The organism is Streptomyces sp. NPDC055254, assembly GCF_053606025.1.
In genome coordinates this window covers 1-18,958 of record NZ_JBSGQV010000010.1, presented here as the reverse complement: position 1 = coordinate 18,958, position 18,958 = coordinate 1, and the positions used below count along the sequence as shown (strand labels likewise).

Sequence of the window (18,958 nt, the reverse complement as noted above, 5' to 3'; positions counted from 1 at the left end):
CGTACGGGGTGCGCGACGACGACGGGCCCGGGCGGGCCCCCCCCCCCGCGGGGCGCCGGGCCCCCCCCCAAAAAACCGCGCGGGGGGGGCGGCCCCCCGGGGGCCCCCCCCCCCCCGCGGCCCCCCCCCCCCCCCCGCCGTTCCCGGGCTCGGCGGCCGCGCTCTCGATCGGATGTTCACCGGCCGATCGGATCTTCCCGAGTCGAAAACCGGGACAGATACCTGCAAACTGACCAAGCCGGGATCTTCCCGGTGGGTACGGGGAGGAGGTGCGGGCGTGCACGCCAAGCCGAGCCGAGCGGTATCACTGCTGGTCACCTCCGTGGTCCTGACCGGACTCCTGATCCCGGGAGCGGTCGCCCAGCCAACGGGGGAGGAGGCCGCGCCCGGCCCCGAGGCGGCGGCCCCGGCCGTCGTGGACCTCGCCGACATCCCCGCCGAGCCACCCGAACAGCCCGCGCGGCCCCCCCGTCGCGATCTCTTCGGCGCCGACTGCGACACCGTGGTCGAGGGCTCGCGGGTGACGGCGTACTGCCACAACAGCTACCCCGAGACCGATCTGGTGCGGCTGCACGTCGAATGCGACCGCTGGTGGGACGTGGACGGCGACGGCGTCGCCGTGCCCGTGGGCCCCGCCGGCCGGGCCGAACTCACCGGGCGCTGCTGGAAGGAGGTCCGCGCGGCCTGGGTCAGCCACCAGCGCCCGTGAGCGGACCCCGGGGGGCGTCCCGGCCGAGGCAGACGAAGGGGTAGCCCGCCGCCTCCGAGGCGGCGGCGTCCGCGTCGCCGCGCCGGACGGCCTCGATCAGCCGCGCGTGGTCCACGTGGTCGGCGGGCCGCAGCTCGGTGCCCACGTCGGCGCGCAGCCAGTCGGCCACCAGGTCGCCGAGGTCCGCGTACAGCTCGACCAGCACGTCGTTGTGGGAAGCCGTCACGACGGCCATGTGCAGGCTGACGTCCGCCGCCACGAACAGTTCCGCGTCCCCGCTCGCCCAGGCCTCCTCGCGCCGGGCCAGCAGCGCGTCCAGCTGCACGAGGTCCCGGTCGGTGCGCCGCTCGGCCGCCAGGCGCGCCGCCGACGACTCCAGGGTCGAGCGCAGCTCGGCGATGTGCCGGGGGTCGGCCCCCGCGAAGCGGCGGTGCATCACGCCCGCCAGCTCACTGGTGGCGATGACGTACGTGCCCGAGCCCTGCCGGATGTCGAGGAGCCCGTTGTGCGCGAGCGCCCGGACGGCCTCGCGCACGGTGTTGCGGGCGACGCCGAGCAGCTCCACCAGTTCCGGTTCGGTGGGGATCCGGGCGCCCACCGGCCATTCGCCGGAGGTGATCTGGTTCCGCAGTTGGGTGATCACCTGGTCGACGAGCGCGGAGCGCCGGGGCGAGGTCAGCGGCATGGGTTCCTCTCGGGGACGGCGGACCCGAGGGGGCGCACCGGCGGCGACTGGACAACCAATCATCCCATGATTCTATGATGGTTGAATGCCCGACGAAGAAATCCAGACCATGAATCGCCCGGCGGTCGTGCGGCCACCCGCCCGGACGGCCTCCGGCCTGCCCGTTGCCACCTCCTCCGAAGCCGCCGCCCCCGCGTGGTTCGGCCCGGTGCTCGTCGTCGGCATCGTCCTCGCCGCCCTCAACCTGCGGCCCGCCATCACCAGCCTCGGCGCCCTCTTGGAGGAGACCCGTACGGGCCTCGGCATGAGCGGCGCCGTCGCCGGACTGATCACCTCCGTCCCCGCCCTCTGCTTCGCCGTCTTCGGCGTCACCGCGCCCCGGCTCTCCCGCCGCTTCGGCCCGGCCGTCGTCGTCTGCGCCGGCATGGCCGCCGTCGCCGCCGGTCTGCTGATCCGGCCCTTCGCCACGGGCGCCGCCGGTTTCCTGGCCGCGAGCGCCCTGTCCCTGGCCGGCATCGCACTGACCAACGTCCTGCTCCCGGTGATCGTCAAGCGCTACTTCCCGGACCGTGTCGGCACCATGACCGGCCTGTACTCCATGGCCCTGGCCGCCGGCACCTCGCTCGCCGCCGCGGCGACCGTCCCGCTGACCGCGGCCCTCGGCGGCAGCTGGCGCACCGGCCTGCTGATCTGGGCCGTACTCGCGCTCGCCGCGGTCCTGCCGTGGCTGTCGATCGCCCGGGGCTCCCGGCGGGCCGCGCGGGCCGCCGCCGAGGCCACCGACGGCGCCGGTCGGAGCGCCGTACGGCACCACGCCGGGCCCCCGGTCGTCCGCAGCCGAACCGCCTGGGCCCTGGCCTGCTACTTCGGACTCCAGGCCACCGGCGCGTACGTCACGATGGGCTGGCTCCCGCAGATCTTCCGCGACGCCGGTGTCTCGGCCTCCACCGCCGGAGTGCTCCTCGCCGTCACCATGGTCATGGGCGTCCCGCTCGCCTTCGTCATCCCGGGCCTCGCCGGCCGGATGCGCAACCAGGGCCCCATCGCCGTCACCCTCGGCCTCTTCGGCCTCGCCGGCTACCTCGGGCTCTCCGTCGCCCCCGCCGCCGGAGCCTGGGCCTGGGCCCTCCTCCTCGGCGTCAGCAACTGCGCCTTCCCTCTCGTCATCACGATGATCGGAATGCGCGCCAAGTCCCCCGCCGGCGTCGTCAGGCTCTCCGCCTTCGCACAGAGCACCGGCTACCTCATCTCCATCCCCGGCCCCCTCGTCATCGGCACCCTGTACCAGCACAGCGGCGGCTGGGACCTGCCCCTCGCCCTGATGGCCGCCCTGCTCGTCCCGCAGATCGCCCTCGGCGTGCTGGCCGGCCGGGACCGCACGATCGAGGACGAATGCGGCATGCGAGACTGACCGGTATGTCGCCCGTACTTGAACCGAACCCCCAGAACGGCCACCGGAAGCTGGGCCTCGTGCTCGGTGCGATGCTCGCCGTCACCGTGATCATCGCCGTCATCGCGACGTTCGCGTCCCCCTGACGGCCGCTCCTCCCCGACGGCGGGGTGGGGATAACCCCACCACCCCTAGGGGGTCCGGCTCAGGGTGAAGTGGGGTGCGCCCCGGATGGGAAGCGCGCCTTCGGATCCATAGATTCGAAGGCAACGCACTCGTCCCGTCCGCACACCCCGGAGGCGGTCATGTCGGCCCCCACGCACACCAGGCCCCTCCCGCCGCGCGCGCGGACCGCCGCCGGCCCCCGCCGCCGCGCCGGGCACGGCGCCGAGGCCCGGCTCCACTGGTGGGCCCTGGCCCTGCCCGCGCTCGCCTTCGGCCTCCTGCTGCTCCTCCTCGCCGGGTCCGGCGAGGCCCACGCCGCCGCCGGAGACGGTTCGTCCCTGGTTCAGGTCGCCGAACAACTCCTGCGCGCCGTCGGCTGAGCCCCGTGCGCCCGCGCGCCCCGGGACGCGCCCGTGCCCGGTCGCGGGCCTCCCAACACCCTGCGCCGCATGGCTCGCTTCATGCGAAGCTGGGAGCCATGAGCGCCGACACACCCCGCAGGATCGCCCTCCTCCGGCACGCCAAGGCCGACTGGCCCGAGGTGTCCGACCACGACCGCCCCCTGGCGGAACGCGGCCGCAAGGACGCGCCGGCCGTCGGTCTGAAGCTCGCCGCGACCGGCATCGCCTTCGACCTGGCCCTCTGCTCCACGGCCGCCCGCACCCGCGAGACCTGGAAGCTCGCCGTCCCGGAGCTGCCGCACCGGCCGCGGACCTCGTACGAGGAGCGGCTGTACGAGGCCTCGACGGGCGAGCTCGTCGCCCTGCTCAACGAGACCCCCGACGGGGTCACGGACCTGCTGGTCATCGGCCACAATCCGGGTATGCACGCGCTCGCCGACGGCCTCTCCGGGCGGGCGGAGGGCGACACCCTGGCGCGTATGACGCGGTCGGGATTCCCGACCGCGGCGCTCGCGGTCATCTCCTTCACCGGCTCCTGGAAGTCCCTGGAGCTCGGCGCGGGCACGCTGATCGACTTCTGGACCCCGAAGGAGCACTGAGGCACAGGCCGGGGGCCCGGCCGTGGGCCCGGCCGCGTACGAGGGCCCCGGCAGCCGCACCGGCTGCCGGGGCCCTCACGCCTCGTACGGGTCAGGCCAGGTCGGCGGCCTCGACCTCTTCGCGCGTGATGCCCAGCAGATACAGCACGGCGTCCAGGAACGGCACGTTCACCGCCGTGTGCGCCGCCTCGCGGACCACCGGCTTGGCGTTGAAGGCGACACCCAACCCGGCCGCGTTCAGCATGTCCAGGTCGTTCGCGCCGTCACCGATGGCCACGGTCTGCGTCAGCGGCACACCGGCCTCGGAGGCGAACCGGCGCAGCAACCGGGCCTTGCCCGCCCGGTCCACGATCTCGCCGGTGACGCGGCCGGTCAGCTTCCCGTCGATGATCTCCAGCGTGTTGGCGGAGGCGAAGTCCAGCCCCAGCCGCTCGCGCAGGTCGTCCGTCACCTGGGTGAAGCCGCCGGAGACCACGCCCACCTGGTAGCCCAGCCGCTTCAGGGTCCGGATCAGGGTCCGGGCGCCCGGGGTCAGCTGCACCTCGGCGCGGACCTTGTCCACGACGGACGCGTCCAGCCCCGCCAGCAGCGCGACGCGGGCGTGCAGCGACTGCTCGAAGTCCAGCTCGCCGCGCATGGCGCGCTCGGTGACCTCGGCGACCTCGGCCTCGCACCCGGCGTGCGCGGCGAAGAGCTCGATGACCTCGTCCTGGATCAGGGTGGAGTCCACGTCCATGACCACCAGGCGGCGGGCCCGGCGGTGCAGCCCGGCCGAGACCACGGCCACGTCCACGCCGATGTGCGCGGAGGCGGTGGCCAGCGCGGTCCGCAGCGGCTCCGTCTCGGTGCCGGAGACGGCGAACTCCACCGCCGTCACCGGGTACTTGGCGAGACGGAAGATGCGGTCGATGTTGCCGCCGGTCTCGGTGATCTTGGCCGCTATGGCGGCGGTGGATTCGGCGGTCAGCGGGTGTCCGAGCACGGTGACGTGGGAACGGCCGCTGCCGCGCGGCCGGTTGTCACCGGTGCCCGAGAGGATCTCGGCCTGCAGCTTGAGCGACTCGGCCCAGCTGTGGACGGTGGCCCGGAGCTCGCCCTCGCTCGCGCCGGCGGGCTGGGTGACGAGGGCGCACAGGACGATGCGGCCACGGGTGACGACCTGCTCGATGTCGACGACGTCGACCGAGTAGGCGGCGAGGGTGTCGAACAGCCCGGCGGTGATCCCGGGACGGTCCTTGCCGAAGATCTTGACGAGGATGGTGGGGACGTCGGAGGTCTGCGATGCGCTCATGGTGCCCTCACCGTATCTTCCCGCCTCCCGCACCAGGACCCCCGTCCCACCCTACGGTCGCCCCCCACCCCCGGCCACCCGGGACGCCGCCGCCGCGCCCGGAGGACCCGAGGGGCGCGGGCCCCGGCGGCGCGCCCCCCCGGCGGCGCGCGGCGCACCGGTGCCTCGGGCCGGCCCGGCCCCGCCCGGTCGGCGAGCGGGAGCGCGCCGGTACCGGCGAGAAGTCCCGTATCGCACTCTCCGGGTGGCTTTCGCCCCCGCCAACGGGCCCTCCCGGGCGCCCCGGCAAGGCCCGGATTCCACATGTGGCCCCGGGCCTGAAATAGTTCCCCCGGATGTTCGCCATCCCTAGACTCCCTGACGTCAGGGGGATCCTCGGGGGACCATAAGTGGGGCTGGAGTGCCGGAACTCGTACTGGAATTGAATGGAAGGACCTGGACGCTCGATCCGTCCAGGTCGTACTCGCTGGGGCGCGATCCCCAGGGAGACGTGGTGATCGATGACGCACGGGTGTCGTGGCGGCACGCCACCATCAGCTGGAACGGCCGTGGTTGGGGCATCGAGGACCACGGCAGCACCAACGGGACCTACGTGCACGGGGCCCGGGTCCAGCAAGCCGAGCTCGTCCCCGGCACGCCGGTCCACCTGGGCAACGCCACCGACGGCCCGAGGCTGAATCCGGTCGCCGCGCAGCAGCCCGCCGCGGCCCGGCAGACGCCGGCGCAGGCGTACGCCCAGCCGCAGGCCCCGGCGTACCAGGCCCCGCAGCAGCAGCAACAGCAGCAGCAGTACGTACAGCAGCAGCCCCAGCAGCAGGCCTGGGACCAGCAGCAGCACGTACCCCAGCAGCAGCAGCAGCAGCACGCGCAGCCGCAGCCGCACGTCCCGCCCCAGCAGGCCGGCGGCGCCCCCGCGCCCCGTCCGGCCCAGGCCGGCGGCGCCCCCGGCTACGGCGACCGCAGCCCCACGACGTTCCACCAGCTCTCGCTGGGCCACGTCATGCGGATCGGCCGCGCCCTGGAGAACGAGCTGGTGGTCTCCGACCTCCAGGTCTCCCGCCATCACGCCGAGTTCCGCTCGATGCCCGGCGGACGCTTCGAGATCCACGACCTCGGCAGCCACAACGGCACCTACGTCAACGGTCAGCCGCTCGCCAAGTCCGGCACGGCGCTCCTCGGCCCGAACGACATCGTCAGCGTTGGCCACTCGACCTTCCGGATCGTCGGCGACCGGCTGGAGGAGTTCGTCGACACCGGCGAGGTCTCCTTCTCGGCCCGCCACCTGACGGTCACGGTCGACGGCGGCAAGCAGATCCTCAAGGACGTCACCTTCGGTGTCCCGGAGAAGTCGCTCATCGGCGTCATCGGCCCCTCCGGCTCCGGAAAGTCGACGCTGCTCAAGGCGCTCACCGGCTACCGGCCCGCCGACCAGGGCGACGTCCTCTACGACAACCGCAACCTGTACAAGCAGTTCGCGGAGCTCCGCCAGCGCATCGGCCTGGTCCCGCAGGACGACATCCTGCACAAGGAACTGACCGTCCGCACCGCCCTGAAGTACGCGGCCAAGCTCCGCTTCCCCGGCGACACCGCCGACTCCGAGCGCGCGGCCCGCATCGACGAGGTGCTGCGCGAGCTCAAGCTCGACATCCACAAGGACAAGAAGATCACCGCGCTCTCGGGTGGTCAGCGCAAGCGCGTGTCCGTGGCCCTGGAGCTGCTCACCAAGCCGTCCTTGATCTTCCTGGACGAGCCCACCTCCGGTCTCGACCCGGGCATGGACCGCGACGTCATGCAGCTGCTGCGCGGCCTCGCCGACGACGGCCGCACCGTCCTGGTCGTCACGCACTCGGTCGCCGAGCTGGCCATCTGCGACAAGCTGCTGGTCATGGCCCCGGGCGGCTCGGTCGCGTACTTCGGCCCGCCGGACGAGGCCCTGAACTTCTTCGGCTACACGACCTGGGCCGACGTGTTCTCCGCCTTCGAGAACTACCGCGAGTACGACTGGGCCGGCCGCTGGAAGGGCTCGCAGCACTACCAGCTGTACGCCGCCGACATCGACGCGGTCGCCCCGCAGTCGGTCGCGCTGCCGCCCGCCCAGCACATGCGTCCGCCGAAGCCGCAGGGCTGGGGCTCGCAGCTCTTCACGCTGATGCGCCGCTACGTCTCGGTGATCGCCTCCGACCGGGGCTTCCTCGGTCTGATGCTGATCCTGCCCGCCGTCCTCGGCGTGGTCTCCACGGTCATCCCGGCGACCTTCGGTCTCGCGCCGCCGACGCCCCCGTCCCAGTTCAACGGCGACGCGGGCACGATCATGCTGATCCTCGCGGTCGGCATGTGCTTCTCCGGCGCCGCGAACTCGGTCCGTGAGCTGATCAAGGAACGGGTGATCTACGAGCGGGAACGCGCGACCGGCCTGTCCCGGTCGGCGTACCTGATGTCGAAGGTGATCGTCCTCGGGGTCATCACGGCCATCCAAGGCGTGATCATCTGCGGGATCGGCTTCCTCCCGCGCGACCTGCCCGAAGAGGGCCTGCTGATGCCGCCGGCCGTAGAGCTCTGCCTCTCGGTGATCGCGCTCGGCTTCACCTCGATGATGTTCGGCCTGGTGATCTCCTCGCTGGTGAAGACCTCCGAGAAGACCATGCCGCTGCTGGTCATGTTCGCGATCGTCCAGGTCGTCTTCACCGGCATCCTCTTCCAGGTCTACGACTCCCCGGGCCTGGAGCAGTTCGCCTGGCTGATGCCGTCCCGCTGGGCGGTCGCCGCCGCCGGCACCACGCTGAACCTCGGCAAGCTCATGCCGCCGTGGGACCGCGACAACCCGACGAACACCGACCCGCTCTGGGACGCCACGATCGGCCAGTGGAGCCTGAACATCACCGTCCTGCTGCTGCTCGGCATCGCCTGCGGCTTCGCGGTGCAGCGCCTGCTGCGCCGCCACGAGCCCGAGGTCATGCGGGCCGGCAAGTAGGACCGCCGCGGCGGCCCGCGGCCCTCGCGCGCGAAACGCCTCAGGGCGGCACCGGAACTCCGGGTGCCGCCCTGAGGCGCATGGGGGTCGAGATACGCCAGTGGCCTAGTAGGCGCTGTTGACGTTGTCCATGGAGCCGTAGCGGTCGGCCGCGTAGTTGCACGCGGCGACGATGTTCGCGACCGGGTCGTACTGGTCGAACTTGGTGCCCTTGACGTGGTACGCCTTGAAGGTCGGGTAGATGACCTGGAGCAGACCCTTGCTGGGGATGCCGTTCTGGGCGTTGATGTCCCAGTTGTTGATCGCCATCGGGTTGCCGCTGGACTCGCGCATGATGTTGCGGTGGATGCCGGAGTAGCTGCCCGGAATGCCTTCCTTCTTCATGATGAAGAGGGCTTCCTTGATCCAGCCGTCGAGGTTGTTCGTGAAGGCGGGGGTGCGGACGGCGGAACGGCTCGCGGCTTCCTTCTTCTCGCGGGCCTTCTTCGCCGCGGCCTCGGCCTTCGCCTTCGCGGCGGCCTTCGCCTTCGCGGCGGCGTCCGCCGCCTTCTTGTCGGCGACGACCTGCTGTACGGCGAGGTTCTGCTGTACGGCCTTCGTCTGGGCGCCGTCGACGACCTGGGTCCAGGCGACGGGGGCGGCGGCGAGCGTGTCGCCCTGCGCGGCACCGGCCGGAACGAGGGAGAAGGCGAGCGCGGCGGCACCAAGGGTGGCGACACCGGCGATGGACAGCTTGTGTGCCTTCGTCAGACGACTGTGACCGGGAGTGCGGGGAGCAGACATGGCGGGGCAACCTCTTCGAATAGCGGGGGCCGCAGGAAGGCGCCGCTCGGATCCGGGATCCGCGGCGCTGTGCGACGGGAGCAATTCTTAGCGGTGGCAAAAACTTGTGGCAAAGGTGTGACCTACGACCCCGCTTAGTGGATCAGGGGCGGGCGCCGGGGCCCGCTTTCGGGCCCAGGCGCTAGGTGCGCCCGTGCTGACAGGGCCTTCACCCGTCCACTAGGCACCTTCGTAAGTGATGTGCGTCCTATGCGCGGGCTCACATCGGGCACGTAACGGTCTCACCGTCCGTTGCGCACGCAACGCGTTCCGTGACCGCTTTCCCCCCGGGGCGGCGGGCGGGTGCCCCCGCACGCGTGGCCGGAGGGGGCCGGCCTTCGCCCCCTCGTACCCGTGAAGAGCGGCGCCATTCCCCGCGCTCGCGGCTCCGCTCGGGGGCCGCGAAAGCGGGTCCGTCGACAGGTCCGTATATAACGGACATTCCGCCGGGCTCGGCCGGCCGTCGGCCCCTCGGTCGAGAGGCCCACCCGGGGAGGCCCCCCGGACCTACGTCCCCGGCCCGATCCCGCAGGTCACAGCCGCGGGTACGGTGAGGCCATGACCGGTAGCCCCCTGTCCGGCGGACCCCCCAGCGGCCTGGCGGCCGTCAGCACCGCTCTGCTCGCCATGAGCGGCGCCCTTGAGGTCCGCGACGTCCTGCGCACGATCGTCGCCTCCGCCCGCGAGCTCCTCGACGCGCAGTACGCGGCCCTGGGCGTCCCCGACGACCACGGCGGTTTCGCCCAGTTCGTCGTGGACGGCATCAGCGAGGAGCAGTGGCGGCGCATCGGCCCGCTGCCCCGCCAGCACGGCATCCTGGCCGCGATGCTCCACCACGACGGCCCCGAGCGGCTGGCGGACGTACGCGACGACCCGCGCTTCGAAGGCTGGCCCGCGGCCCACCCCGACATGTCCGACTTCCTCGGGTTGCCCATCCGGGACGGCGAGGAGACCCTCGGCGCCCTCTTCCTCGCGAACAAGCGGTGCCCGCGCCCCGGCGCCGGCTGCGGTTTCACCGACGAGGACGAGGAGCTGCTGTCCCTGCTCGCCCAGCACGCGGCGATCGCCCTCACCAACGCCCGGCTCTACGAGCGCAGCCGCGAGCTGACCATCGCCGAGGAGCGCTCCCGGCTCGCCCACGAGCTGCACGACGCCGTCAGCCAGAAGCTGTTCTCGCTCCGCCTCACCGCCCAGGCCGCCGCCGCGCTCGTGGACCGCGACCCCGAGCGCGCCAAGGGGGAGCTCCAGCAGGTCGCCGTACTGGCCGCGGAGGCCGCCGACGAACTGCGCGCCGCCGTGACCGAGCTGCGCCCCGCCGCCCTGGACGAGGACGGCCTGGTCGCCACCCTGCGCACGCACGTCCAGGTCCTCGACCGCGCCCACACCGCGCACGTCTCCTTCACCTGTGACGGCGTACGGGCGCTCCCCGCGAGCCAGGAGGAGGCCCTGCTGCGCGTGGCCCAGGAGGCCCTGCACAACGCGCTGCGGCACTCGGAGGCGGAGCGCGTGGACGTGGCCCTGGCGCGCACGGCCGGCGGGGGAGCGGTGCTCAAGGTCACCGACTCGGGCCGGGGCTTCGACCCCGCGGCCGTCCGCAGCGCGGGCCGCCACCTGGGCCTGGTCTCCATGCGGGACCGCGCGAGCGGCGCGGGCGGCCGCCTCACCGTGCACTCGGGACCCGGAAAGGGAACCACGATCGAGATGGAGGTCCCCGGTGGCTGACACCTCCGCCCGCGACGGCGGTATCCGCGTCCTGCTGGTCGACGACCACCAGGTGGTCCGACGGGGCTTGCGCACCTTCCTGGAGGTCCAGGACGACATCGAGGTGGTCGGCGAGGCCTCCGACGGCGAGGAGGGCATCGCCCGGGCCGAGGAACTGCGGCCCGACGTGATCCTCATGGACATCAAGATGCCGGGCACGGACGGCATCGAGGCACTGCGAAGGCTGCGCGGGCTGGCGAACCCGGCCCGGGTGCTCATCGTCACCAGCTTCACCGAGCAGCGGACCGTGGTCCCCGCCCTGCGGGCCGGCGCGGCGGGGTACGTCTACAAGGACATCGACCCCGACGCCCTGGCCGGAGCCATCCGCTCCGTGCACGCCGGCCACGTCCTCCTCCAGCCGGAGGTGGCGCAGGCGCTGCTCTCCCAGGACGACCAGGGGGGGTCGGCGGGCCGCCCCGGCTCGCTCACCGACCGCGAGCGCCAGGTCCTCGGACTCATCGCGGACGGACGCTCCAACCGGGAGATAGCCCGGGCCCTGGTGCTGTCCGAGAAGACGGTCAAGACGCACGTCTCGAACATCCTGATGAAACTGGACCTCGCGGACCGCACCCAGGCCGCATTGTGGGCGGTCAGGCACGGAATCGCCGAGTAGAAGGAGCGAATCGGACCGCATCCTTCCGGTCCGGGAATCATCTGAGATTCATACGGTCGGGTGCATGTCGCCCACATGGCGTATCCCGCTCCGTCCGCCGCCGTTCTCCATGGCGTGCCGCGACGGCTGGTCGCGACAGACGTACTGGAGGACGAGAACGTGAAGAACTTCAAGAAGGCCGCCACCGTCACCATGATCGCGGGTGGCCTCCTGGCCGCCGGCGCGGGTGTCTCCTCGGCGCACGGCGGTGCGTCGGCGGAGGGCGAGGCCCTGAACTCGCCCGGCGTGGCCTCCGGGAACCTGCTCCAGGTGCCCGTGCACGTGCCCGTGAACGTGGTCGGCAACACCGCCACCGTGATCGGCCTGCTCAACGGCGCCTTCGGCAACACCGGCGTCAACGCCTGACACCTCCGCACCGCCGCCGGACCCCGCCCGTCGGACGGTCGGAGCTCGCGCAGTGCGCCATCGGCCCCGCTTCCCCCTTCTCCCCGGGAAGCGGGGCCGATGCGCACCGGGGCCCCGGGGGCTCAGTCCCGTTCGCGCTCCTCCACCGCCGCGTTGTACGCCGCGACCAGCGCCCGCCGGGCCACCCGCTCCACCGGCCGCAGCGCCTCGGCCCGCGCCGCCATCTCCGACGCGGCCACCGCACCCCCGGTCCCGTTCTCGTACGCCAGCGACACCAGCAGGTCCACCCGCTGCGCCAGCGCCAGCACCCGTACCGCCCGCGCCGGGTACCCCGGAGCCAGCACCTCCCGCCCGGCCTCCGCCCGCGCCCGGTACGCCGACAGCGCGGCATCCGCCACCGGCCCCGACCCCGCCACGTCCAGCCGGGTCAGTGCGGCGGTCGCCTCGCGCAGCGCCTCCGCCAGCTCCCGTTCGGCCTCGCCCAGCGACGGCACGTCCGCCGGCGGAGCCTCCCGCACCGGCAGGCAGTGCCAGGTCACCGACACGTGCACGTCCCCGGCCGGCCCGGCCTCCGCCACCTCCGGCACCAGCCCGACCGCCGCCCCCACCGCGACGACCGCCTCCTCCGCCTCCAGCGCCCGCGCGTTGAACTCCGCCGGGCCGCTCAGCCCCAGCGGATGCCCCGGCGCCGGCAGCGCCACCCGCAGCCCGGTCACCCCCAGCGCCCGCATCCGGCCCAGCGCCAGCGTGAGCCCCACCGGCCCCGACTCACCGGGCAGCCCCGCCACCCGGTGCACGGCGTCCTCGCCCACGATCGACGTCACGGCCTCGTCGGGCGAGACCAGACCGGCCAGCAGAGCGTTCCCCCAGGCGGCCAGCCGCCCTGAACGTGGTTCGAAAAGCATCCCCCTACTTTACGGATCCCGCCCCGCACCCGGCCCCGGCCCCGGACCCGGTCCGCAGTGGCGTAGGTTTTGCCCTGGGGCTGCGCCTGCCGGCGCACAGAGAACCGTGACTGCAAGGGGTGACAACACGCTCATGAGCGACGTTCTGGAGCTGGTGGACGTATCCGTGGTCCGCGAGGGCCGGGCTCTGGTGGACCAGGTCTCCTGGTCGGTGAAGGAGGGGGAGCGCTGGGTGATCCTCGGCCCCAACGGCGCCGGCAAGACCACGCTGCTGAACCTCGCCTCCAGCTACCTCTTCCCGACCAGGGGCACCGCCACCATCCTCGGCAGCACCCTCGGCACGGTGGATGTCTTCGAGCTGCGCCCCCGCATCGGCGTCGCCGGTATCGCGATGGCCGACAAGCTGCCCAAGCGGCAGACGGTCCTGCAGACCGTGCTCACCGCCGCCTACGGCATGACGGCCACCTGGCAGGAGCAGTACGAGGAGGTCGACGAGCGGCGCGCCCGCGCCTTCCTCGACCGCCTCGGCATGACGGAGTACCTCGACCGGAAGTTCGGCACCCTCTCCGAGGGCGAGCGCAAGCGCACCCTGATCGCCCGCGCCCTGATGACCGACCCCGAGCTGCTGCTCCTCGACGAGCCCGCCGCCGGTCTGGACCTCGGGGGCCGCGAGGACCTCGTACGCCGCCTCGGCCGTCTCGCCCGCGACCCGCTCGCCCCCTCCATGGTCATGGTCACGCACCACGTCGAGGAGATCGCCCCCGGTTTCACCCACGTACTGATGATCCGTCAGGGCAAGGTCGTCACCGCCGGTCCGATCGACCTCGAACTGACCTCGCGCAACCTCTCGCTCTGCTTCGGCCTCCCGCTGGTCGTCGAGCGCAACGGCAGCGACCGCTGGACCGCCCAGGGCCTCCCGCTGGGCTAGCCCGGCCACGGGTCCGGCCATGAGTACGGCCTGCCGCACCCTGTCCGGACCGCGCCCACCCGACCTACCATGACCATGTGGACATCGACGCATGGGTGTGGTGGCTCATCGGCGCGGTCGGACTGGGCATCCCCCTCGTCCTCACCGCCATGCCGGAGTTCGGCATGTTCGCCGCGGGGGCGGTGGCGGCCGCGGTGACGGCCGCGGTCGGCGGGGGAGTGGTGGCCCAAGTGCTCGTCTTCGTCGCCGTATCCGTCGCGCTCATCGCCGTGGTACGGCCGATCGCCAACCGGCACCGCGACCAACGCCCCCAACACCGCAGCGGCATCGACGCGTTGAGGGGGCGCAGCGCCGTCGTCCTCGAACGCGTCGACGGCAGCGGCGGCCGCATCAAGCTCGCGGGCGAGATCTGGTCCGCGCGTACCCTTGACTCCGACAGCAGTTTCGAGCCCGGTCAGTCCGTGGACGTCGTGGAGATCGACGGGGCGACCGCCGTCGTCATGTGACAAGCAGCCTGCTCGCGGGCCCCGGGTCTGCGAGACTCCGCTCAACGGGGCAGCACAGACAGCCGGAAGGGCACGGGGAACCGCATGCAACCGATCATCATCGTCCTGATCATTCTGGTGGTTCTGGTCTTCATCGCACTGGTCAAGACGATCCAGGTGATCCCGCAGGCCAGCGCCGCCATCGTCGAGCGGTTCGGCCGCTACACCCGCACGCTCAACGCGGGCCTCAACATCGTCGTCCCCTTCATCGACTCGATCCGCAACCGGATCGACCTCCGCGAGCAGGTCGTCCCCTTCCCGCCGCAGCCGGTCATCACCCAGGACAACCTGGTCGTCAACATCGACACCGTCATCTACTACCAGGTGACCGACGCCCGCGCCGCGACGTACGAGGTGGCCAGCTACATCCAGGCCATCGAGCAGCTCACCGTCACCACGCTGCGCAACATCATCGGCGGCATGGACCTGGAGCGGACCCTCACCTCCCGCGAGGAGATCAACGCCGCGCTGCGCGGCGTCCTGGACGAGGCCACCGGCAAGTGGGGCATCCGCGTCAACCGCGTCGAGCTCAAGGCCATCGAGCCGCCGACCTCCATCCAGGACTCGATGGAGAAGCAGATGCGCGCCGACCGCGACAAGCGCGCCGCGATCCTCCAGGCCGAAGGTGTCCGGCAGTCCGAAATCCTGCGCGCCGAGGGCGAGAAGCAGTCCTCCATCCTGCGCGCGGAGGGCGACGCCAAGGCCGCCGCCCTGCGCGCCGAGGGTGAAGCACAGGCGATCCGTACGGTGTTCGAGTCGATCCACGCCGGCGACGCCGACCAGAAGCTGCTCGCCTACCAGTACCTCCAGATGCTCCCGAAGCTCGCCGAGGGAGACGCCAACAAGCTCTGGATCGTGCCGAGCGAGATCGGCGACGCCCTCAAGGGCCTGTCCGGGGCCATGGGCAACTTCGGCCCCATGGGCGGGGGGTCGGGCTTCAACCCGCAGAATGCCGGAAAGGACGGCGGCGGCATCCCCGCCGCGCGGGACAAGGACGCGGCGGACCGCCGCGAACAGCCTCCCCTCGACTGACGCCCCGTCGCCCCCGCCCGCGGAGGCCGACCCTCGATCCCGGACCCCCTGACGACGGACGGCCCGTCCCCTCCTGCATGATCAGTGAGACCCCTCGACCTTCATGGCGGGGAGGCGACCCACTCATGCAAAGGGGATGGCCCGGTCCATGTCCATGTCCATGTCCATCTGGGAATCACTCGCCGTCTTCGCGGCCGGTATCGGCGCGGGGACCATCAACACCATGGTCGGCTCCGGCACCCTGATCACCTTCCCGGTGCTGCTCGCCACCGGCCTGCCGCCGGTCACCGCCAACGTGTCCAACACCCTCGGCCTCGTGCCCGGTTCCATCAGCGGCGCCATCGGCTACCGCGAGGAACTACGGGGCCAGCGCGGCCGCGTCCTGCGGCTCGGCGCCGTCTCCCTGGTCGGCGGCCTCGCGGGCGCCGTCCTGCTGGTCACCCTGCCCTCCGACTCCTTCGACACGATCGTGCCGGTCCTGATCGGCCTGGCCCTCGTGCTCGTCGTCCTCCAGCCCCGCCTCGCCCAAGCCCTGCGCCGCCGCCAGGAGGCCGCCGGAGGCGACCCGGGCCACCCCGACGGCGGCCCGGCCCTGCTGACCGGCATGCTGTTCGCCAGCGCGTACGGAGGCTACTTCGGGGCCGCCCAGGGCGTGCTCTACCTCGGCCTGATGGGCCTGCTGCTGCGCGAGGACCTGCAACGGATCAACGCCGTGAAGAACGTCGTGGCCGCGATGGTGAACGGCATCGCGGCCGTCTTCTTCCTCTTCGTCGCCGAGTTCGACTGGACGGCCGTCCTGCTCATCGCCGTCGGCTCCACCATCGGCGGGCAGATCGGAGCCAAGGTCGGCCGCCGCCTCTCGCCGACCGTCCTGCGCGGCGTCATCGTGACGGTCGGCCTCATCGCCATCGTCCAACTGCTGCTCGGCTGATCGACGGAGCAGGACTACGCCGACCTCGCTCCTGCCGCTCGCCCCCGTCCGTCGCCCGAGCGCCGGACGGGGCAGTCGCCTAGGCGGAACGCTCCAGCCACTCCGGCAGAGCCTCGCGCCCGCCCACGCCCAGGGCCAGCAGCATCGCGTCGGCCGGGGACGGCACGAAGGGCCTGCGCAGGAGCGGCATGCCCGCCTCCTCCGGAGTCCGGGCCGCTTTGCGGTGGTTGTCCTCGGCGCAGGAGGCCACCGTGTTCAACCAGGTGTCCCCACCCCCCTGGGCCCGCGGCAGTACGTGGTCCACGGTCGTCGCGCGCTTGCCGCAGTACGCGCACCGGTGCTGGTCCCGGACCAGCACCCCCCTCCGCGACCAGGGGGCGTGTCTTCGAAAGGGCACCCGGACGTACCGGCACAGCCTGATCACCCGGGGCAGCGGAAGATCCATGCTGGCTCCGCGCACACGCAGTTCGGGATGCGACTGCTCGACGACGGCCTTGTCCTGGAGCACCAGGACCACCGCCCGGTTCAGCGTCACCGTCGACAGCGGCTCGAAGCTCGCATTCAGCACCAGCGTGTCCCGCATCTCGCCCACCTCCCGTGTGCAGGCCCGCTGCCTCCCTGGCGGCAGGGCCCGCAACCACTCTGGCCGCGCGCGCCACGCGGGACAACGCAATAAAAATGCCCGGTCCGGGCCGCCTTTAGACCAGGACCGGGCAATCGCTCCGAGAAGACCGGCCCGCGGGTGCTCCGTACGCACCGATCACCCGGGCCCGGCCGAGCGTGTGGCGGGCGTGTCAGAGCCAGTTGCGCTGCGACCCCACGGAGGCGATCCACTGGTTCAGGTACGCAGCCCAGTCCGTCCCCGCGTACGAATCCAGACCCACCTGGAAGCAGCGGAAGGTGTCGCTGCCCTCGCTGAACAACCCCGGCTTCTTGTCCATCTCCAGGACGACGTCCATCTCCCGGCCGTCCGAGACGAAAGTCAGCTCCACCTGGTTCAGTCCCCGGTACTGCGCCGGCGGCGCGAACTCGATCTCCTGGTAGAAGGGCAGCGTCTGCCGCGTCCCGCGGATGTGCCCGCGCTCCATGTCCGCACTGCGGAAGGAGAAGCCCAGCTGGCGGAACGCGTCGAGGATCGCCTGCTGCGCCGGCACCGGGTGCACGTTGATCGGGTCGAGGTCGCCCGCGTCCACGGCGCGCGCGATCTCCAGCTCGGTGCTCACCCCGATGTTCATCCCGTGCAGGTGCTGGCCGCCGAAGTGGGTGATCGGCGTCTCCCAGGGGATCTCCAGCCCGAACGGCACCACGTGCAGGGCGCCCGCCTGCACCTGGAACGCGCCGCCGAGGCGCTGCTTGGTGAAGACGACGTCCTGCTTGTACTCCTGGTCGCCGCCCTCGACCTCCACCCGGGCCTGCAGCCCGATGGACAGGCCCTGGATGTCCTGCTCCACGGATCCGCCCTGGATCCGGACCTCACCCTGGACGATCCCGCCCGGCACGACGTTCGGCTCGGTGATAACGGTGTCCACGGAGGCGCCACCGGCACCCAGGCTCGCGAACAGCTTCTTGAAGCCCATGATCAAACTCCCCTTGAAAGCCCTGTTTGTCCCAGGGACACGACGACCACATCGACCCGGCCGCACCTACCCCTTACCAACGCGGAACCATAGGCCCCGGTTGCAGACGTACGCGTTCCACTACCCTCGACCGGATGAGCGCGCGCCCCGACCGTACGCCCCTGCCCCGATCCTTCTTCGACCGCCCGGCCCTCACGGTGGCCCCCGACCTGCTGGGCCGCATCCTGGTCCGCCGTACCCCGCACGGCCCCCTGGAGCTGCGCATCACGGAGGTCGAGGCCTACGAGGGCGAGAGCGACCCGGGCTCCCACGCCTACCGCGGCCGGACGGCGCGCAACGCATCGATGTTCGGCCCACCCGGACACGCGTACGTCTACTTCATCTACGGCATGTGGTTCAGCCTGAACCTGGTGTGCGGCCCGCCGGACCACGCGAGCGGAGTCCTGCTGCGGGCCGGCGAGATCACGGCGGGCGCGGATCTCGCAGCCAAACGTCGTCTCTCGGCCAGAAAACCGAGTGAACTGGCCAAAGGCCCGGCCCGCCTGGCCACAGCCCTGGACGTGGACCGATCCCTCGACGGCACCGACCTCTGCGCGGGCCCCGATTCCCCCCTGTCCTTGCTCGCGGGCACGGCCACCCCACCGGACCTGGTCAGCAGCGGCCCCCGCACGGGCGTCGGCGGAGCCGGGGCCGCCCATCCGTACCGCTACTGGATCACCCACGATCCGACGGTCAGCCCGTACCGCGCCCACGCGCCGCGCCGCCGCTCAACTTGACTCGGCACCCGTGGACGCCTAACGTTGTCCGAGCCGCTTGAACGGGGCACTGCCATCGGCGGACCTCCAGAGCGGCCAACCCACTACCTACGACGCGCCCCTGGCGGGGTCTTATTCGGCATGTCCGAATTCCCGGCCGCCGACTCGATTATGAGTCGCAAGGGGGAAGCGCTAACGTAGCGGAGCGCCGAAAGGCACAGGCCCTCCAACGGCCACCGAATTCAAATTCGAACCCAAATGGGTGCGGAAATGATCTGGTAACGTTGGAACCGCCGGAAAGGGAAAACGCGAGAGCGAAGGACCTGGAAAGCGAGCGAGACCGACTCTGGTAGAGTCGGAAACGCAAGAACAGAACGACAAGAACAGAACGAAACGAAGCCCGGAGGAAAGCCCGTCAGGGTGAGTACGAAGGAAGCGTCCGTTCCTTGAGAACTCAACAGCGTGCCAAAAAT

20 protein-coding genes are annotated in these 18,958 nt (G+C 71.8%); 14 read left to right on the top strand and 6 right to left on the bottom strand.

The genetic code is table 11. The features are described 5' to 3' along the window. Positions 1-277 precede the first annotated feature (277 nt). Positions 278-709, top strand: a complete 432-nt coding sequence (locus ACWFQ8_RS12895) for a hypothetical protein (protein ID WP_453786238.1) — start codon at positions 278-280, stop codon at positions 707-709. On the opposite strand, the gene ACWFQ8_RS12890 is transcribed toward ACWFQ8_RS12895, so the two are convergent. Beyond that, a complete protein-coding gene (locus tag ACWFQ8_RS12890; RefSeq protein ID WP_453786237.1) occupies positions 690-1,394 on the bottom strand; it encodes a FadR/GntR family transcriptional regulator in 705 nt (234 codons plus the stop codon). The genes ACWFQ8_RS12895 and ACWFQ8_RS12890 overlap by 20 nt on opposite strands. Before the next feature lie 85 nt (positions 1,395-1,479). On the opposite strand from ACWFQ8_RS12890, the gene ACWFQ8_RS12885 reads away from it, so the two are divergent. From ACWFQ8_RS12885 to ACWFQ8_RS12870, 4 genes are all read left to right on the top strand, one after another. After that, positions 1,480-2,805 (top strand): CynX/NimT family MFS transporter, encoded by a 1,326-nt coding sequence (locus ACWFQ8_RS12885; RefSeq protein ID WP_453786236.1) that lies wholly within the window; start codon positions 1,480-1,482, stop codon positions 2,803-2,805. Between the two features lie 5 nt (positions 2,806-2,810). Next, positions 2,811-2,930, top strand: coding sequence for an SGM_5486 family transporter-associated protein (locus tag ACWFQ8_RS12880; protein ID WP_453786235.1), 120 nt, complete (start codon positions 2,811-2,813; stop codon positions 2,928-2,930). Positions 2,931-3,089: 159 nt separating this feature from the next. Then, a complete protein-coding gene (locus tag ACWFQ8_RS12875; protein WP_453786234.1) occupies positions 3,090-3,329 on the top strand; it encodes a hypothetical protein in 240 nt (79 codons plus the stop codon). A gap of 98 nt (positions 3,330-3,427) precedes the next feature. Next, on the top strand, positions 3,428-3,949 hold the full coding sequence (locus tag ACWFQ8_RS12870) for a SixA phosphatase family protein (RefSeq protein ID WP_453786233.1): 522 nt from the start codon (positions 3,428-3,430) through the stop codon (positions 3,947-3,949). Positions 3,950-4,040: 91 nt separating this feature from the next. Here the strand turns inward: ACWFQ8_RS12870 and serB are convergent, their stop codons facing one another. Then, positions 4,041-5,240 carry a phosphoserine phosphatase SerB gene (gene serB / locus ACWFQ8_RS12865; protein ID WP_453786232.1) on the bottom strand — a complete coding sequence of 400 codons (1,200 nt, stop codon included), beginning with the start codon at positions 5,238-5,240 and terminating at the stop codon, positions 4,041-4,043. Positions 5,241-5,640: 400 nt separating this feature from the next. On the opposite strand from serB, the gene ACWFQ8_RS12860 reads away from it, so the two are divergent. Continuing rightward, positions 5,641-8,211, top strand: a complete 2,571-nt coding sequence (locus tag ACWFQ8_RS12860) for an FHA domain-containing protein (protein ID WP_453786231.1) — start codon at positions 5,641-5,643, stop codon at positions 8,209-8,211. 105 nt (positions 8,212-8,316) lie between these two features. On the opposite strand, the gene ACWFQ8_RS12855 is transcribed toward ACWFQ8_RS12860, so the two are convergent. After that, on the bottom strand, positions 8,317-8,994 hold the full coding sequence (locus ACWFQ8_RS12855) for a transglycosylase SLT domain-containing protein (protein ID WP_453786230.1): 678 nt from the start codon (positions 8,992-8,994) through the stop codon (positions 8,317-8,319). 612 nt (positions 8,995-9,606) lie between these two features. On the opposite strand from ACWFQ8_RS12855, the gene ACWFQ8_RS12850 reads away from it, so the two are divergent. The 3 genes from ACWFQ8_RS12850 to ACWFQ8_RS12840 all read left to right on the top strand — a co-directional run bounded on the left by ACWFQ8_RS12850 (position 9,607) and on the right by ACWFQ8_RS12840 (position 11,812). Beyond that, positions 9,607-10,755 carry a GAF domain-containing sensor histidine kinase gene (locus tag ACWFQ8_RS12850; protein ID WP_453786393.1) on the top strand — a complete coding sequence of 383 codons (1,149 nt, stop codon included), beginning with the start codon at positions 9,607-9,609 and terminating at the stop codon, positions 10,753-10,755. Then, the gene (locus ACWFQ8_RS12845; RefSeq protein ID WP_453786229.1) at positions 10,748-11,407 is read left to right on the top strand and encodes a response regulator; all 660 of its coding nucleotides are present in this window, start codon (positions 10,748-10,750) and stop codon (positions 11,405-11,407) included. The genes ACWFQ8_RS12850 and ACWFQ8_RS12845 overlap by 8 nt, the downstream gene beginning before the upstream one ends. 159 nt (positions 11,408-11,566) lie before the next feature. After that, on the top strand, positions 11,567-11,812 hold the full coding sequence (locus tag ACWFQ8_RS12840; protein WP_453786392.1) for a chaplin: 246 nt from the start codon (positions 11,567-11,569) through the stop codon (positions 11,810-11,812). A 122-nt stretch (positions 11,813-11,934) separates the two neighbouring features. Here the strand turns inward: ACWFQ8_RS12840 and ACWFQ8_RS12835 are convergent, their stop codons facing one another. Beyond that, positions 11,935-12,717, bottom strand: coding sequence for a hypothetical protein (locus ACWFQ8_RS12835; protein ID WP_453786228.1), 783 nt, complete (start codon positions 12,715-12,717; stop codon positions 11,935-11,937). A gap of 133 nt (positions 12,718-12,850) precedes the next feature. On the opposite strand from ACWFQ8_RS12835, the gene ACWFQ8_RS12830 reads away from it, so the two are divergent. From ACWFQ8_RS12830 to ACWFQ8_RS12815, 4 genes are all read left to right on the top strand, one after another. Then, entirely contained in the window at positions 12,851-13,645 is a 795-nt protein-coding gene (locus ACWFQ8_RS12830; protein ID WP_453786227.1) for an ABC transporter ATP-binding protein, read from the top strand. Positions 13,646-13,722: 77 nt separating this feature from the next. Continuing rightward, positions 13,723-14,151: an NfeD family protein gene (locus ACWFQ8_RS12825; protein WP_453786226.1), complete on the top strand. Its 429-nt coding sequence runs from the start codon at positions 13,723-13,725 to the stop codon at positions 14,149-14,151. An 84-nt stretch (positions 14,152-14,235) separates the two neighbouring features. Next, positions 14,236-15,222, top strand: coding sequence for an SPFH domain-containing protein (locus tag ACWFQ8_RS12820; RefSeq protein WP_453786225.1), 987 nt, complete (start codon positions 14,236-14,238; stop codon positions 15,220-15,222). A gap of 160 nt (positions 15,223-15,382) precedes the next feature. Next, complete coding sequence (locus ACWFQ8_RS12815) at positions 15,383-16,153, top strand: sulfite exporter TauE/SafE family protein (protein ID WP_453786391.1); 771 nt, start codon at positions 15,383-15,385, stop codon at positions 16,151-16,153. A 79-nt stretch (positions 16,154-16,232) separates the two neighbouring features. Here the strand turns inward: ACWFQ8_RS12815 and ACWFQ8_RS12810 are convergent, their stop codons facing one another. Both ACWFQ8_RS12810 and ACWFQ8_RS12805 read right to left on the bottom strand, forming a co-directional pair. Then, on the bottom strand, positions 16,233-16,736 hold the full coding sequence (locus ACWFQ8_RS12810; protein ID WP_453786224.1) for an HNH endonuclease: 504 nt from the start codon (positions 16,734-16,736) through the stop codon (positions 16,233-16,235). Between the two features lie 211 nt (positions 16,737-16,947). Then, positions 16,948-17,730, bottom strand: coding sequence for a sporulation protein (locus ACWFQ8_RS12805; protein ID WP_453786223.1), 783 nt, complete (start codon positions 17,728-17,730; stop codon positions 16,948-16,950). A gap of 134 nt (positions 17,731-17,864) precedes the next feature. Here ACWFQ8_RS12805 and ACWFQ8_RS12800 point away from each other — a divergent pair, with 134 nt between their 5' ends. Beyond that, entirely contained in the window at positions 17,865-18,506 is a 642-nt protein-coding gene (locus ACWFQ8_RS12800) for a DNA-3-methyladenine glycosylase (RefSeq protein WP_453786222.1), read from the top strand. The last annotated feature ends 452 nt before the right edge of the window (positions 18,507-18,958 follow it).

What these genes read in the sequence shown, in the direction of transcription:
- ACWFQ8_RS12890 (WP_453786237.1), bottom strand. Translation starts at nt 1,394, where the DNA reads ATGCCGCTGACCTCGCCCCGGCGCTCCGCGCTCGTCGACCAGGTGATC.
- ACWFQ8_RS12885 (WP_453786236.1), top strand. Translation starts at nt 1,480, where the DNA reads ATGCCCGACGAAGAAATCCAGACCATGAATCGCCCGGCGGTCGTGCGG.
- ACWFQ8_RS12880 (WP_453786235.1), top strand. Translation starts at nt 2,811, where the DNA reads ATGTCGCCCGTACTTGAACCGAACCCCCAGAACGGCCACCGGAAGCTG.
- ACWFQ8_RS12875 (WP_453786234.1), top strand. Translation starts at nt 3,090, where the DNA reads ATGTCGGCCCCCACGCACACCAGGCCCCTCCCGCCGCGCGCGCGGACC.
- ACWFQ8_RS12870 (WP_453786233.1), top strand. Translation starts at nt 3,428, where the DNA reads ATGAGCGCCGACACACCCCGCAGGATCGCCCTCCTCCGGCACGCCAAG.
- serB (WP_453786232.1), bottom strand. Translation starts at nt 5,240, where the DNA reads ATGAGCGCATCGCAGACCTCCGACGTCCCCACCATCCTCGTCAAGATC.
- ACWFQ8_RS12855 (WP_453786230.1), bottom strand. Translation starts at nt 8,994, where the DNA reads ATGTCTGCTCCCCGCACTCCCGGTCACAGTCGTCTGACGAAGGCACAC.
- ACWFQ8_RS12835 (WP_453786228.1), bottom strand. Translation starts at nt 12,717, where the DNA reads ATGCTTTTCGAACCACGTTCAGGGCGGCTGGCCGCCTGGGGGAACGCT.
- ACWFQ8_RS12830 (WP_453786227.1), top strand. Translation starts at nt 12,851, where the DNA reads ATGAGCGACGTTCTGGAGCTGGTGGACGTATCCGTGGTCCGCGAGGGC.
- ACWFQ8_RS12820 (WP_453786225.1), top strand. Translation starts at nt 14,236, where the DNA reads ATGCAACCGATCATCATCGTCCTGATCATTCTGGTGGTTCTGGTCTTC.
- ACWFQ8_RS12815 (WP_453786391.1), top strand. Translation starts at nt 15,383, where the DNA reads ATGTCCATCTGGGAATCACTCGCCGTCTTCGCGGCCGGTATCGGCGCG.
- ACWFQ8_RS12810 (WP_453786224.1), bottom strand. Translation starts at nt 16,736, where the DNA reads ATGCGGGACACGCTGGTGCTGAATGCGAGCTTCGAGCCGCTGTCGACG.
- ACWFQ8_RS12805 (WP_453786223.1), bottom strand. Translation starts at nt 17,730, where the DNA reads ATGGGCTTCAAGAAGCTGTTCGCGAGCCTGGGTGCCGGTGGCGCCTCC.
- ACWFQ8_RS12800 (WP_453786222.1), top strand. Translation starts at nt 17,865, where the DNA reads ATGAGCGCGCGCCCCGACCGTACGCCCCTGCCCCGATCCTTCTTCGAC.